The 15,578-nt window shown below is 34.9% G+C and carries 13 protein-coding genes; 6 read left to right on the top strand and 7 right to left on the bottom strand.

Going from position 1 to position 15,578, the window contains the following annotated elements:
• Positions 1-36: 36 nt before the first annotated feature.
• Together IIF7_RS14270 and pckA are read left to right on the top strand one after the other, a co-directional pair.
• Positions 37-417 carry a DUF423 domain-containing protein gene (locus IIF7_RS14270; RefSeq protein WP_084842377.1) on the top strand — a complete coding sequence of 127 codons (381 nt, stop codon included), beginning with the start codon at positions 37-39 and terminating at the stop codon, positions 415-417.
• A 76-nt stretch (positions 418-493) separates the two neighbouring features.
• On the top strand, positions 494-2,104 hold the full coding sequence (gene pckA / locus IIF7_RS14265) for a phosphoenolpyruvate carboxykinase (ATP) (protein ID WP_084842376.1): 1,611 nt from the start codon (positions 494-496) through the stop codon (positions 2,102-2,104).
• Positions 2,105-2,188: 84 nt separating this feature from the next.
• Here pckA and IIF7_RS14260 read toward each other — a convergent pair whose 3' ends face one another.
• Together IIF7_RS14260 and IIF7_RS14255 are read right to left on the bottom strand one after the other, a co-directional pair.
• Positions 2,189-2,935, bottom strand: coding sequence for a uroporphyrinogen-III synthase (locus tag IIF7_RS14260; RefSeq protein WP_084842375.1), 747 nt, complete (start codon positions 2,933-2,935; stop codon positions 2,189-2,191).
• Positions 2,936-2,958: 23 nt separating this feature from the next.
• A complete protein-coding gene (locus IIF7_RS14255; RefSeq protein ID WP_084842374.1) occupies positions 2,959-3,618 on the bottom strand; it encodes a DUF4271 domain-containing protein in 660 nt (219 codons plus the stop codon).
• Positions 3,619-3,720: 102 nt separating this feature from the next.
• On the opposite strand from IIF7_RS14255, the gene IIF7_RS14250 reads away from it, so the two are divergent.
• From IIF7_RS14250 to IIF7_RS14240, 3 genes are read left to right on the top strand one after another with little or no spacing between them, the layout of a single operon-like run.
• Complete coding sequence (locus IIF7_RS14250; RefSeq protein ID WP_084842373.1) at positions 3,721-4,449, top strand: polyprenol monophosphomannose synthase; 729 nt, start codon at positions 3,721-3,723, stop codon at positions 4,447-4,449.
• Between the two features lie 2 nt (positions 4,450-4,451).
• Positions 4,452-5,795 (top strand): dihydroorotase, encoded by a 1,344-nt coding sequence (locus IIF7_RS14245; protein WP_084842372.1) that lies wholly within the window; start codon positions 4,452-4,454, stop codon positions 5,793-5,795.
• Positions 5,795-6,337, top strand: coding sequence for a DUF4296 domain-containing protein (locus IIF7_RS14240; protein WP_084842371.1), 543 nt, complete (start codon positions 5,795-5,797; stop codon positions 6,335-6,337). The genes IIF7_RS14245 and IIF7_RS14240 overlap by 1 nt, the downstream gene beginning before the upstream one ends.
• Here IIF7_RS14240 and IIF7_RS14235 read toward each other — a convergent pair.
• Positions 6,334-7,371: an NAD-dependent epimerase/dehydratase family protein gene (locus IIF7_RS14235; protein ID WP_084842370.1), complete on the bottom strand. Its 1,038-nt coding sequence runs from the start codon at positions 7,369-7,371 to the stop codon at positions 6,334-6,336. The two genes, IIF7_RS14240 and IIF7_RS14235, sit on opposite strands and share 4 nt — an antisense overlap.
• An 81-nt stretch (positions 7,372-7,452) precedes the next feature.
• Between IIF7_RS14235 and tyrS the strand changes: the two genes are divergently transcribed.
• Positions 7,453-8,748, top strand: a complete 1,296-nt coding sequence (gene tyrS / locus IIF7_RS14230) for a tyrosine--tRNA ligase (protein WP_084842472.1) — start codon at positions 7,453-7,455, stop codon at positions 8,746-8,748.
• Between the two features lie 259 nt (positions 8,749-9,007).
• Here the strand turns inward: tyrS and IIF7_RS14225 are convergent, their stop codons facing one another.
• From IIF7_RS14225 to IIF7_RS14210, 4 genes are all read right to left on the bottom strand, one after another.
• Positions 9,008-9,994, bottom strand: coding sequence for a LuxE/PaaK family acyltransferase (locus tag IIF7_RS14225; protein ID WP_084842369.1), 987 nt, complete (start codon positions 9,992-9,994; stop codon positions 9,008-9,010).
• Between the two features lie 204 nt (positions 9,995-10,198).
• The gene (locus tag IIF7_RS14220; protein ID WP_084842368.1) at positions 10,199-10,543 is read right to left on the bottom strand and encodes a T9SS type A sorting domain-containing protein; all 345 of its coding nucleotides are present in this window, start codon (positions 10,541-10,543) and stop codon (positions 10,199-10,201) included.
• Positions 10,544-10,701: 158 nt separating this feature from the next.
• On the bottom strand, positions 10,702-12,687 hold the full coding sequence (locus tag IIF7_RS14215; RefSeq protein WP_084842367.1) for a hypothetical protein: 1,986 nt from the start codon (positions 12,685-12,687) through the stop codon (positions 10,702-10,704).
• A 52-nt stretch (positions 12,688-12,739) separates the two neighbouring features.
• The gene (locus tag IIF7_RS14210) at positions 12,740-15,529 is read right to left on the bottom strand and encodes a TonB-dependent receptor (RefSeq protein WP_084842366.1); all 2,790 of its coding nucleotides are present in this window, start codon (positions 15,527-15,529) and stop codon (positions 12,740-12,742) included.
• Positions 15,530-15,578 lie beyond the last annotated feature (49 nt).

Here is a 15,578-nt window from a genome sequence, read left to right as displayed (position 1 = left end):
TTGTGTAATGCTAACTAAGGTATTAAAACTTGTAGTATGACGCGTAGATTTTTAGTAACAGGAGGGATATTTGGACTTTTAGCTGTAATTCTTGGTGCTTTTGGAGCTCACGGATTAAAAAGTGTGTTAGAAGCAGAAACTTTAACCTCTTTTGAAACCGGAGTGCGCTACCAGATGTATCATGCTCTTTTGCTTATTGGCTTAGCTAGTTTTTCGAAGTTACAAAGCAATATTATTTACTGGTTTTTCTTAATTGGAGTTGTATTTTTTAGTGGTTCTATTTATTTATTAAGTCTGGATCAATTGGCGGGATTGGATTTTAGCAGTATCGCTTTAGTGACCCCATTGGGAGGAGCTTTATTAATTGTAGGTTGGACACTTTTTATTTTTAAGGCTTTAAAGTTAAAATATCAATAATTTAAAGTTTTAAATTAGTAGATTTATTGAAGATTTTTAAATTTGCTGCTATACAAACCATACAAACCTTTTAATTATGGATTTAAAAGACATAATTACGAAAACGATTTCGTTAGAGAAGTACGGAATTAAAAATGTGACTGCAAATTATCAAATCTCATCAAAACAACTACAAAAGGAAACTTTAAAACGTGATTTAGGAAAAGAAACCAATGATGGCGTTCTGGCCATTAACACCGGTACATTTACTGGCAGGTCACCAAAAGATCGTTTTATTGTAAAAGATGAAATAACTAAAGATCGCGTTTGGTGGGGAGATATTAATCTTCCTTTTGATTCAGCCAAATTCGATAAATTATATGATAAAGTTACCAGTTATTTGTCTGGAAAAGAACTTTTTGTAAGAGATGCCTATGCCTGTGCGCACCAGGATTATAAATTAAATATTCGTGTAATTAACGAATATCCATGGTCTAATATGTTTACTTATAATATGTTTTTAAGACCAACTGAAATAGAACTGCAAAATTTTAAAGAAGACTGGTTAATTGTTAATGCCCCTGGTTTTAAAGCTAATCCCAAAGAAGATGGTACACGACAGGAAAATTTTGCAATTTTAAATTTCAATAAAAAGATTGCGTTAATAGGAGGAACTGGATATACGGGAGAAATTAAAAAAGGAATTTTTTCGGTATTAAATTTAATTCTGCCGGTTTATAAAAACACTTTACCTATGCACTGTTCAGCAAATGTGGGAGAAGATGGGGATACCGCTATTTTCTTTGGTTTATCTGGTACAGGAAAAACAACGCTATCTGCAGATCCTAATAGAAGGCTTATTGGTGATGATGAGCATGGCTGGACGCCAGATAATAAGATTTTCAATTTTGAGGGTGGTTGTTATGCTAAAGTGATAAACCTCTCTAAAGAAAATGAACCCGATATCTATAATGCGATAAAACCGGGTGCAATTTTAGAGAATATCGTCTTTAAAGATGGCGAGGTAGATTATACTGATACAAGTATTACCCAGAATACAAGAGTTAGTTATCCTTTAGATCATATTCAAAATATTCAAAAGCCGTCTGTAGCAGAAAATCCTAAGAATATCTTCTTTTTAACCGCCGATGCTTTTGGAGTTTTACCTCCTATAAGTAAATTATCGGCCGGCCAGGCTGCATATCACTTTATTAGTGGTTATACCGCAAAAGTGGCTGGCACTGAAGAAGGAATTAAAGAACCACAACCAAGTTTTTCAGCATGTTTTGGCGCTCCATTTATGCCTTTACACCCAACAGTTTATGCTGAAATGCTAAGCCGAAAAATGAAAGAAGCTAATGTAAATGTATGGCTGGTAAATACAGGGTGGACAGGTGGTTCTTATGGAATTGGCCAACGAATGAAGTTAAAATATACAAGAGCGATGATAAACGTTGCGCTTGCTGGAGCTTTTAATAATGTAGAGTTTGAAACTCATGAAATTTTTGGACTCAAAATGCCAAAAGAGTGTCCAGATGTGCCAAATGAAATTTTAAATCCAAGAAATACATGGGAAAATAAAGAATTTTACGATGAGAAAGCCGAGCAGCTTGCTTATACATTTCATGCTAATTTTTCTCAGTTTAAAGAATATGCGAGTCAGCAAATTTTAATGGGAGGTCCGGTCTCTTTAGAATATAATGACTAGTATTATTTGTTAATGTTGTAAATGAAGAAATCCGGTGCTTTTTAAATAAAACACCGGATTTCGAATTTTAATAGAAGGTAATTTTTATTTCTTATTAACTTCAGCAATATATTTATTAAGCGCCATGGTCATTGATGGCGTTTCTGAAGTTGGAGCTTTAATGTTTACGGTTAGTCCGTGTTCTTTTGCAGCTTTAATTGTTGTATTACCAAAAACAGCTATTCTTGTATTGTTTTGTTTGAAATCTGGGAAGTTTTCAAATAAGGATTTAATTCCGCTTGGGCTAAAGAATACTAAAATGTCGTAAGTTACATCGCTTAGGTGGGATAGGTCACTTACTACAGTTTTGTAAAATACAGCCTGTTTCCATTGTACTCCTAATTTATCAAGAGTTTTTGGAATTACTGGTTTTAGCATGTCTGAAGACGGAAGTAAAAATTTCTCGTTCTTATACTTTTTAATAAGTGGAGAAAGTTCTTCAAAAGTACGTTTACCAACATAAATTTTACGTTTTCTGTAAACCACATATTTCTGAAGATAATAGGCTACTGCTTCACTTAGGCAAAAATACTTTAGAGAATCTGGTACTTTAAACCTCATTTCTTCAGCAACTCTAAAAAAGTGATCTACTGCATTTCTACTGGTTAGGATTATGGCGGTATGTTTTGAAAGATCTACTTTTTGCTGTCTAACTTCCTTAGAAGAAACACCTTCTACATGAATAAAAGGGATGAAATCAACTTTAACCTTTTGCTTTTCCTCCAGCTCGAAATAAGGAGAATTTTCTATTTTAGGCTCTGGTTGAGAAACCAAAATTGTTTTCACTTTCATATATCAATTCTTTATCTGATCGTTTAATACACTGTAATAAGCTTATATAAAATAAAATACGGTGCAATTTCAAGAGCGCAAAGGTACAAAATAAAATAAAACCAGTTAGCGCTAATTAACTTTTGATACTGCTTAAAGATGTTAAATATGCCTGTTAAATTGGCTAAAAGTATAAATCCAGCAACCCCATAAACCCATAAATCGCTAATGTTAAGCGTATAGATTAATAAAAGTGTAATTGGGAAGACTAGCAGTGCTATATAATTACGATAACTTAATTTTTGAAATAAATAGATATCGATCACTTTATCGATATTAAAGATATTTGAGATGATTTTTTCTACCCCAAATTTTAAAAGGATAAAGCACACATAAGCCGTAAGAATTCGTATATATATAAAAAGGTAATTAGCAGGAGAAGGATTAGTGTAATATTTGTAAAACCAGAATATTAGAACAGATATAGAAAGGGCGTTTACACTAAAAAGTAATATGTTAAATCCATGAAAAGCGTTGTTCTCTTTTCCTTTAAACAACATAAATTTGTTAGAGGTTAAAATATAGAGAAATTCGTTAAAACGATTTGTATACAGGTTCCTAACTAGTACAATTAAAATAAAGCATATAATAAATATAATAGTAATCCAGTCTAAAGGTTCGGTATAACGTTCTATGGCCTGCACGTTTATTTTTTTTGCAAATTTAAAGTAATGTGATAAAAACTAAGCTTAAAAACAAAAGAAAGCATTGTTTAAAATGCCTACATTTGTGCAAAATTTGCTAGAATGGTTCATGGGCTAATTATTATACCCACTTTTAATGAAATAGAGAATATAGAGCGGCTTATTAGAAATATTTTTTCACAGCAGCGTAAATTTCATATTTTGGTGGTAGATGATAATTCGCCAGATGGTACGGCTACTAGAGTTAGAACGCTACAGGCCGAGTTTCCAGAACAGCTTTTTCTTGAAGAACGCCAAGAGAAAACAGGTTTAGGAACTGCGTACATTCATGGATTTAAATGGGCTTTAAAGCGGGAATATGATTATGTTTTCGAGATGGATGCCGATTTTTCCCATAATCCCAACGATCTTATACGATTATATAATGCCTGCAAGCGGGAAGGTGCAGATGTTGCTATTGGCTCCAGGTATGTTACCGGAGTTAATGTGATTAACTGGCCAATGAATCGTGTATTAATGTCTTGGTTAGCCTCTAAATATGTTCAGTTTATTACTGGCATGGATATACAAGATACCACGGCGGGTTATGTATGCTATAAAAAAGAAGTTTTAAAACGTATAAAACTGGATAAAATACAGTTTGTAGGATATGCGTTTCAGATAGAGATGAAGTTTAAAGCGCATCTTTTAGGGTTTAAAGTAACTGAAGTCCCCGTTATTTTTACCGACAGAACAAGGGGAACCTCTAAAATGAGCGGTTCAATTATTTATGAGGCCGTTTTTGGAGTAATTAAAATGAAAGTAAAAAGTCTGTTTAACAGAATAAAGTAGTGATGAAAAAAGTCCTGATTAAAAACGCCAAAATCGTAAATGAAGGTAAGATTACTGAAGGTGATGTTTTTATTGAAGATGGAATTATTAAAGAGATTGCAGAAACTATAAGTGCAAAATCTCCAGATGTCCAGATATTTGATGCTGAAGGAACACATCTTTTGCCGGGGGTTATCGACGATCAGGTACATTTTAGAGAGCCTGGTTTAACCCACAAGGAAGATATTGAAAGAGGAAGTAGGGCAGCTGTTGCAGGTGGGATTACCTCGTTTATCGAAATGCCTAATACATTGCCACAAACTACTACTATAGAAGAGTTGGATAAGAAATTTGCTACTGCTGCAGAGAAATCTTATGCTAACTATTCATTTATGTTTGGTGGTACAAACGATAACCTGGAAGAGGTTTTAAAAGTAGATCCTAAAAAAACAGCCGCTTTAAAGTTGTTTTTGGGTTCTTCAACCGGGAATATGCTGGTAGATGATCAAAAAGTTTTAGAGGAAATCTTCTCTAAATCTCCGTTATTAATTGCCGTGCACTGTGAAGACGAAACTACAATTCAGAATAATTTAAAAGAATGTGTAGAGCGTTATGGAGATGATATTCCTATCGAGCTTCATCCAAAGATAAGAAGTGAAGAAGCTTGTTATAAATCTTCTTCAAATGCTGTAAAACTGGCCAAAAAAACCGGGGCAAGGTTACATGTTTTTCATGTATCTACAGCTAAAGAATTAGAACTTTTCAGCAATAAAAAGCCTCTAAAAGACAAGAAGATTACTGCAGAAGTTTGTATTCATCATCTTTGGTTTAATGATAATGATTACCAGAAAAAGGGAACTTTTATTAAATGGAATCCTGCGGTTAAAACCCAGAAAGATCAGGAAGCTTTAATGAAAGCACTTAATGATGATCTTTTGGATGTAGTAGCTACAGATCATGCTCCGCATACTAAACAGGAAAAACAAAATCCATATACAAAAGCACCTAGTGGAGGGCCTTTAGTGCAGCATGCATTACCAGCAATGTTACAGTTTTATCACCAGGAGAAAATTTCTCTAGAGAAGATCGTAGAAAAAATGTGTCATAATCCCGCAATATTATTCGATATAAAAGATAGAGGATATATTAGAGAAGGTTATAAGGCAGATTTAGTCTTGGTAGATCTTAATGCACCATGGCAGGTAAAATCTGATAATATTTTATATAAATGTGGTTGGTCTCCTTTTGAGGGTGTGACGTTTAAATCTAGAATCACACATACTTTTGTGAACGGCCATTTGGTATATAAGAACTTTAAGCACCAGCCTTTTAGTAATGTGGCACAGCAATTGGAGTTTGATAGATAATGAAATTGGTTAAATACAGCATTATTTTTATAGTTTTTATTGGGCTTTCCTGCCAGGATGTAAATCATATGGGCAAGCCTAAAAATCTTATTCCAGAGGATAAGATGGTAGATATTCTTACCGAAATGGCAATAGTAAATGCTGCCAGAAACTATAATAAAATAATGTTGGAGCAAACTGGTATAAAACCAGACCAGTATATCTATGATAAGTTTGCTATAGATAGTGTTCAGTTTGAAAAAAGCAATGCTTATTATACTGAAAAATATGATGATTACGAGCGAGTTTTTGACAAGGTTAAAGACTCGCTACAGTCATTAAAAACTCACTTTGACGAATTAATTGCTGAAGAAAATCGAGTAAAAGATTCTATCAATAAAGCTAAAAGAGAAAAGTCTCGCCCAGAGTTTAAAAAGCAGTTAAATTCTCTTGAAGTGGATAGTACTAAGATAGATTCAGTTTCTATAGAAGGAAAGAAACTACTGGATAGTTTAAAGCAAGATAGTAAGGTTTTAGATTCCTTAAAGGGGAAGGAAAACTAAATTTTTGCACTTTCTTTTCTGTCTAAATCCTTTAGAAAAAGCTTTCCTGTTTCTGCAATTACCTTTCTAACCGGTGTAAATTTAAAGTTTAATTCCTTTTTTATTTTCGAGTTATCATAAATCGATTTTTGGAAAATTCCTGAGATGTCACTTTTAGTTATACTAGGATTATAGCCAAAAAATGATGCTATTTTTTGTATAAACCAACCAATAGAAATCATCCATTTCTTTAAAGCTTTTTGGGGTTTTGGTTTGTTTATATTTTCAGCGGTAGATTCTAAAACTTCTCTGAAGCTAAGATTTTCAGAAACCAAAATAAAGCCTTCGTTATAAATTTCAGAAGACATAAGTTGTAGCATAGCGTTTACAACATCTTTTACGCCAACAAAACCGGTTACTTTAGGAAAATGATAGTTTAATCCTTTGTGGATACGAGTAAATAATTGTCCGCTTCCTTTATTCCAAAAACCAGGGCCAATAATCACTCCGGGATTTACAATAATTACTTTTACACCTTCCTGTGAGGCGCGCCAAACTTCAATTTCAGCACCATATTTAGAGATGGCATAATCGCTATTATTTGCTTCAGGATTCCAATTGGTCGTTTCAGTAGTAGGTTCAGATTTTATGATTGGCTTACCTAAGCTTGCGATGCTACTTACATAGCAAAGTTTCTCAATCTTATTGGCAATGCATAGGTTTACGATATTGGCAGTTCCTTCAATATTAATTTTTCGAAGTGCTTTTTCGTCTTTAGGATTAAAAGAAACCAAAGAGGCGCAATGATAAACCTGAGTGATTTCCTGAAAAGCTTCGTTAAGCTGAGGTACATCTGTAATTTCAGCAATAACCCATTCTATTCGTTTAAAAAGGCGTTCAGCTTCATCTTTAGAGTGATAATACGAAAAAACTTCTAAGGTTTTATGCAAATCACTTTCTGGTCGATAAATCGCTCTTATCTTATTTCTTTGTTCTGCCAGTTTTAAAAGTAAATGAGCGCCTACTAAACCGGTACCACCTGTAACTAAAATCATGTGGTAAATATAGCTAAAGCACTTAGGAAAAATAAGAGTAAATGGTATCTTTACAGCTGTTTTAAGAACAAATTGTTAATTATGAACAAAAATTTTGTTGAAGAGCTTACCTGGCGCGGGATGATTCACGATGTGATGCCGGGCACAGAAGAACATCTAAACGAAGAAATGCGTGCTGCTTATGTTGGGATAGATCCAACGGCAGATTCTTTGCATATTGGTCACCTGGTTGGCGTAATGATGCTACGTCATTTTCAGTTAGCAGGGCACAAACCTTATGCATTGGTTGGTGGTGCAACGGGAATGATTGGAGATCCATCAGGGAAATCTGCAGAGCGTAATTTGTTAGATGAAGCTACTTTAAGACATAACGAAAATTCAATAAAAGAGCAGCTTTCAAGATTTTTGGATTTTGAAGGAGCTGAAGATAATACTGCCGTTTTAGTGAATAACTACGACTGGATGAAGGATTTTTCTTTTCTTGGATTTATTCGTGACGTTGGGAAGCATATTAGTGTAAACTATATGATGGCTAAAGATTCGGTTAAAAAGCGTTTATCTTCAGATGCATCTGAAGGGATGTCTTTTACTGAATTTACTTACCAGTTAGTGCAGGGTTACGATTTTCTTCATTTGTTTAGAGAGCATAAATGTACTTTGCAAATGGGAGGTAGCGACCAGTGGGGAAATATTACTACCGGAACCGAAATGATTCGTAGAATTGGCGATGGTAAAGGTTATGCAATTACCTGCCCATTAATTACGAAGGCTGATGGAACAAAATTTGGTAAGACCGAAGGTGGAAATATCTGGTTAGATGCCAATAGAACTTCGCCTTATAAATTTTACCAGTACTGGTTAAATACCAGTGATGCCGATGCTGAAAAATATATCAAAATCTTTACATTTTTAAGTAAAGAAGAGATTACAGCGCTTATTGCAAAGCATCAGGAAGCACCTCATTTGAGAGAATTACAAAGAGTATTGGCGAAAGAGGTTACGGTAATGGTGCATTCTGAAGATGATTATAATAATGCTGTAAAAGCTTCTGAAGTTTTATTCGGGAAAAGTACTGCTGAAGATCTAAAATCTTTAAATGAAGCTACGTTTTTAGATGTTTTTGAGGGTGTGCCGCAAGCTGAGGTTTCTAGAGCAGATGTTGAAGCTGGTTTAGATATGATTGGTGCTTTAGCTGCTAAAACCGATTTTTTAAAATCTAATGGTGAGGCAAGAAGAGCCTTAAAAGAAAATTCGGTTTCAGTAAATAAAGAAAAGGTTACAGAAGATTATACTATTGGCGTTAACGATCTTATTAATGATAAGTATGTGATCTTAAATAAAGGGAAAAAGAATACTTATATAATAGTAGTGGCTTAGTCCTTTAAAAAGACTTAGTTTATCTGATATTTGTATCGGAAATTTTAATATTAGTGGTTGCCTAAAGTTATATATTAAAAATCCCCTCCTGAATTTATCAAGAGGGGATTCAACTAACTAACCAATCTAATATGAAAAAATTTCACTTAGCTACAGAATACATTTGACTTCTCCTATTCTGTGAAAAATTAGTCGGTTATCTTTCAGTGTGCTTACAGCTTTTTGATAAAAATAACACTCGTTTAAAGAAAGGCTGAAATTATAAAACCATAAGGTTGCAACCGCGAATATCGCTGTTGTCGAATCTTCCAAGAATTTCTATAGAATTGTCTTTATTAATTTTCCCAAGATCCTGGGTGGCAATAAATGAACAGGAGTTGATATTGGCCAGATCGATTACATTTATCCCGCCGGTTTTTCCTTTTTTAACTGAAGTAAAAGCATCTTCAGGATCTCTAATTAAGATCTTCATCCAAGGTGGACAATCAAACACCCCATTTCCTTTAGAATAGGCTTGTGATAGCAACTCTGTCATGCCATATTCACTATGAATTGTAGAAACTCCGAAGCCCTTAGAAAGTATACTGTGTAGTTCTTCTCTTATCATTTCCTTGCGGCGACCTTTCATTCCGCCGGTTTCCATGATTATAGTGTTTTTTAGCTGAAATTGATGATTTTCGATAAGGTCTAAAAGCGCAAAAGAAACACCGATCAAGAGGACCTTTTTTCCGCTTTTATCGAGTTTTAATAAGGTTTCTTTCAGTTCATCAAGATTGTTTAAATAGAAGCCACTTTCTTTTTGATCACTTTTTTGAATAAGATGCTCTACCATATAAATCAAAGAAGAACCTTCGCGTTCTAAATAGGATGGAAGTAGTGCTAAAATGCATAGGTCTTCAGCCGGACCATAAAATTGCTCAAAAGCTTTGTTGAAACTATCCTTGTAAATGCCCAAATTGGTTACAAAATGCTTGCTTGTAGTGCTTCCGGTGGTTCCGCTGCTGGTAAAAGTGATTTCAGCAGGTTTAATTTCATTATCTTCAGCAATAATATGATGAGTTTTAAAAAACTCGATTGGCAGAAATGGAATATCGCTTAGTTGAGAAACGTTTTTTGGAGTTTTCTTTAAGAGTTGGCAAAAGCGCTGATAAACTTTATTATTCTGAAATTGATATTGGAAGATTTCGAGACTAATTTTTAAAAAATCATCTTCAGATTCAATATCAAAAATTTTGCTTTGCTGCATTGTCTGCAATTTTTACAGGATAATCGAGATTAAATGTTCCAGAGTTTATCTCGAAATGAAAAATAATTTTGTAACAAATGCCTTATGGTTTGCAAAAGGTATTTTGAGCAAAGTTAAAAAGAATAAAATCTTCAGGAATAATTAATGTGAATAATAGCGAATATTGTCTTTATAATGATCGACGTGGGCCGAAGCCTCTCCTCTTCATTTAACGACAAGCTTACGAGTAGCGATCTCGTTTTGCTCTTTTATTTTTACGATGTAAATACCGGCAACAAGCGAAGATATATCTAATTCTTTACCACGAAGTTTAGTTTTCTTAATGGCTTTTCCAAGAACGTTATAGATTTCGATCTCTTTTTCTAGATTTTTAGTGCTTGTAATGTAAATTTTATCTCCAGAGACTGGGTTTGGATAAAGACTAAGACCTTCTATAGTTTCTGTAGTTGTTTTCTTTGGCATGCGCGTATCAGCATCCTGAGCAGTTGCAGGAGCAGCTACCAGTAAAAATAATCCCAAAATAAGACTGTAGAGATAATTTTGTTTCATGCTTTCTTAGTCGGTTATTGCAAACTTACAATAAAAAATCAAAAATCATACCTAAAATTTGCTTAATTCGATAAAATGTATTTAGGTTATTTTTAACAGATTAGGAATAAAAAAGGGCTGCAATTGCAGCCCTTTTTCTAATTTATATTCTATGTTGATTACATAGCCCAATCAAAGATTGATACGTCTACAGTAGCAGCAGCATCGTAAGCAGCATTTAAATCTGCAACAACACCTTCTATTGTAATATCTGTAGCAGCTAAAGTTCTACCATCTTCAGTAAGATCGATAATAGTTGCATAACCACTTAATGATAATCCTTCGATTACCGCTCCAGATTGTTTTTTAAACTGTAAAGCAATTCCTCCAGTTGTAGAAACGGCAGTAAAGTTTTTAATTGTAGGCATATTGTTTGGCCCATCAGCTTCGATAGCCGTAGAGAAGTTTTCGATTGTGTGAGAAACATAAACGTTCTCTACACCACCGTCCCATCCTTCAGTCCAGTCTACAGCATCATCTTCGTTGTTTTCTAAGTAAAGATTTGTAGCGAATACAGATCCTCCAAAAAATTCAACTCCGTCATCTGCACCGTTTAAGATAGCTACGTTATCGATAGTTGTACCAGAACCAACAGTGTATAAAGAAAGACCGTTGTATTGAGATTCAGCATTAATTGAAGCTCCCGCATCAGATAAAATAAGGTAAGAAATAGAGCCCGAATCATCTGTAGGGTCATCACCACCGTAAACAATACCTCCAACTTCGGCAATTAAGTTAACACCATCTGTAGACACTGCGTTCCCTGCGATTACAAGTCCGCCCCAGCTACCAGCGCTACCAGAAGTAGAGTTCATAACAACTGGATTTTCAGCAGTTCCCTGGATGTCGATCATAGCATTTCTTTGTACTACGATGTAAACACTTGTTCCATCTGTATCTTCATCTGTTCTTGCAGTAATATGCGTTCCTGCAGGAATAGTTAAAGTTGCTTCGTTTTCAACAGAAACAACTCCGTTGATAACGTACATTGTAGAAGCATTTAAAGACATGTCACTGTCAATAGTTCCTGGTAAAACAGCAACATTAGCGCGATTTCCAACCCAGTCGAACATTGTAGCGTCTACAGTAGCTTCAGCGTTATAATCTAGGTCTGCATCTGCATCTGCACCTTCAATTTGAATTCCTGAAAGATCAGTTCTTCCTGTTTCAGTAATATCTACAGTAGTATCATAACCACTTAAAGATAAACCAGTAATTGTAGCACCAGATAATGCTTTAAACTGTAAAGCAATTCCTCCAGTTGTAGAAACGGCAGTAAAGTTTGTAATTGTTGGCATATTGTTTTGACCATCAGCCTCGATTGCAGTAGAGAAATTCTCGATAGTGTGAAGTACATACACATTCTCTACGCCACCGTCCCAACCTTCAGTCCAGTCTACAGCGTCATCTTCGTTATTTTCTAAGTAAAGATTAGTTGCACTAACAGATCCACCAAAGAATTCTACACCATCATCAGCTCCATTGTTAATAGCAACGTTGTTAATTGTAGTTGCTGAACCTACAGCGTAAAGTGAAAGACCGTTAAACTGAGACTCAGAGTTAATTTGAGCACCAGCATCTTCGATCACTAAGTAATTAATAGAACCAGAGTTGTCTTCAGCATTGCTACCACCGTAAACAATACCACCAACTTCTGCTACAGAGTTTGGTCCTTCTGTAGTAACAGCATTACCAGCGATTATAAGACCTCCCCAGCTACCAGAGTTACCACTTGCAGCACTCATAACAACAGGAGCAGAAGAAGTTCCCTGGATATCTATCATAGCTCCTTGCTGAACAACGATATAAACGTTAGTTGAAGAATCATCGTCATCATCAGTATCTGCTACGATTTGAGTTCCTGCCGGTATGGTAAGAGTTGCTCCAGCCTCAACAGAAATTACTCCGCTTAAATTATATGTTTCAGTTGCATCTAATGTTAAATCATCTTCGATTGTTCCCTGCCAGTTAGAAGGGTCTAGTTCTTCAGGGTTTTCACCTCCGTCGTCATCTAGTGGAAAATCGTCGTTATTGCTACAGCTTGTAATTCCTAAAGCAAACATTGCAAACAATACTAGATACAAATTTTTAGTTTTGTTTTTCATAAGTGTTTAATTAATTTCTAATTTGAGTTTTAGTTAATTTTTATGTCATTTATTAGAATGAATATCCTACACCAAGGCTTAAAACTGCCCCACGAGAATACGATCTTACTGTTTGATCGGCTTCAATTCCGGTGGTACTAGGGCGAACAGCCTGGTATCTTTCTATTTCTGGATTTAAAAGGTTTTGTCCTCTAAATTGAACTGACCAGTTTTCTCCAAAGTTTTTACTGATTATGGCATCTAAAGTCACAAATCCTTTTTCTACAATCTCGTCGTTATAGAAAACATCTGTTTGTGTTTGAACTTCAGGAGCACCTAGGGCATAAATCTTATCAGACTGGTAATTTGCTACGATAGACCCTCTAAATGCTCTATCTGAATTTTCGGTTGAAAAGTTTAAGGATCCATTAAAAATCCAATCTGACGCTCCTTGTAAGCCTACTTCGGTTTTGTTGTTGTATTGGAAAGTTCTAATAAAAGTACCATCTTCATAAACGTCTTTAAGATCTTGTTTGTGCCACATTCTAGAAGCATTAAAACCAACTCCAAAATCGATAGCATTTTCATCTTCAGAATCAATAATGTCAACTCTGGTTTCTAGTTCAATTCCGTAGATATTTGCTTCCTCACCAGCGTTAAAGTAACTAAATACTCCGGCAGCACCTCTATCCTGAACTTTGTTAATAGGGTCTTCTATCTTTTTGTAGAATCCGGTTAACGAAACTAGCTGCCCATTGCTTGGGAAGAATTCGTATTTTAAATCTAAATTATAGTTTGTAGAAGCATCCAGGTTAGGATTACCACGTGTAACCTGTCCTGTTTGAGATACATACTCGAAAGGAGCAATTTCTTTAAACTCTGGTAAAGTAATTGTTTTACTGGCAGCAAGTCTAATATTAGAATTTTCGCTAGGAGAAAACTTTACATTTAAGCTAGGGTAAATATTGTCGTATTCTTTTATAGAATATTGAGGTCTTGTAGAAGGATAGTTGTTTACTCTAAATCTAACATCAAGTTCATCTCTTTGGAATCTTGCACCTAAGTTTACATTCCATTTTCCTTTACCATAATTGAAGGTAGCAAAACCGCCGTAAGAAGTTAGGTTGGCAACATATCGATCTGTAGGTAAGTTGTTACGACTTACATCACCATTATCAAAATTGTCTGGAGTAAATACATTTGAAAAATCATCAATAGAAATAGGGTTTACGGTGTTTAAACCATCTTCTTCAACTCCGTAAAATTTTGACTGGAAATCACGATCCTTATTTCTAAAGTTACCACCAACCTGTAAATATACATTTTGGTTTAAGCTATCATTTTCAGCAAAAGTAATCTGGTCTTCAGCAAAAGCATTAAACTCTACATCCTCGATTTTTTGTCCAGATTTACGTTGTTGGAAACCACCTGTTCTTCCTAATTGAACAAAGTCTTCACCATCATAGTTTACTTCGTTACGAATACGATTTGGCTCATCTGCATTTACAAGGTTTAGACCAACACCCCAATCTAATTCGTTATTCTCGAAAAAACGATGTTTACCGTGAAGTTGATTAATCAGGATTCTTGTTTGCTTAATATTTTGATCTCTAACAAACTGGTTAAGACCTTCTGCAGGAGCTGTTTCTTCGAAGATTACACCTTCACCATTGCGCCCACTTTCGTATACCTGGTCTGTAAGTTTGTTTATAAATAAACTGGTAGCTTTTACTTCGTGATCATCATTAATCTCGTAAGTAGCATCTAGCAGCGCTGTAGTGTTATCTGTTTTTTCAAAATTTTCTACGTCAGAGAAATAGTCGTAAAGTTGGTTACTTCTATATTCTCTAAAAATACCTTTTCTATGTTCAAATTTAGAAGAGATAGAACCAGTAAATAATAATTTGAATTTATCACCAAATTTCTTACCTGCTGTAAGTGCAAATCTTCTGTTTACCGGTAGATCTGCAGTTTGTGTATTCCAGCTTTGATATTCAATAGCCTGTCCAACAGGGATTGATTGGCTGTAAAACCCAAGTGTAGCATCACTTTGGTTTGGTGATACTTTAAATGAATCGAATTGTCCGGTTACATTAGTATTAACTCCAACACGAAGTCCTGCATTTAATTCTTCAGATCCTCTTAAAGTTCTGGTGCTAATATCTACATTACCTGAAGCCTGATCTGCAGAGGTATTAGCAGAGTATGTTTTGCTAATCGCAATACTGTTTAAAACTCTTGTCGAAAAAAGTCCTAAATCAATATTTTTTCTTTCTACGTCATCTGAAGGAATTGGTAAGCCGTTTAAAGTAGAATATAAGTAACGATCTCCAAGTCCTCTTACAAAGATATCTCCAGAGGCTTCACTACTTGTTACCCCAGATATTTTTGTAGTTGCGGTTCCGGCATCAGAAACTCCTAGTTTAGCTAATTCCTGAGCTCCGATACTTTCTTTAATGTCTATAGCTCCTTTTTGCTCTAGTAATAAAGCAACTTCACTATCTCTTCTGGAAACTGTAGTAATTACAACTTCATCTAAAGATGCTGCACTGGCTCCTAGATCTGTGTTGATTTCAGTAATTTTATCTGCAACAACCTGTACATTTGGTATTTCTAAAGTCTCGTATCCTATAAAACTAAACACAACGGTATATGTTCCTGGTTCAATTTTGTCCAGTACATAAAGACCATCGTAATCTGATGTTGTTCCTTTAGAAGTTCCTTTAATTGTTACATTGGCAAACGGTAATGGTTCGCCGTTCATCTCGCGATCGGTAAGCTTTCCTGCGATAGAACCTGTTGTTTCTTGTGCATTTACTATAGTAGTAAGTAAAAATGCAATAAGTACTAAAAATTTATTCATCCCTTTGTTTGATTCTTGAGTGCAAATTAAAGGGCGTTATGTAAAGCTT

Origin of the sequence: Zunongwangia atlantica 22II14-10F7 (assembly GCF_002094855.1) — a bacterium.
Classification (GTDB): Bacteria; Bacteroidota; Bacteroidia; order Flavobacteriales; family Flavobacteriaceae; genus Zunongwangia; species Zunongwangia atlantica.
The sequence above is the reverse complement of the archived record's forward strand: the minus strand, read 5'-3'. Positions and strand labels throughout refer to the sequence as shown.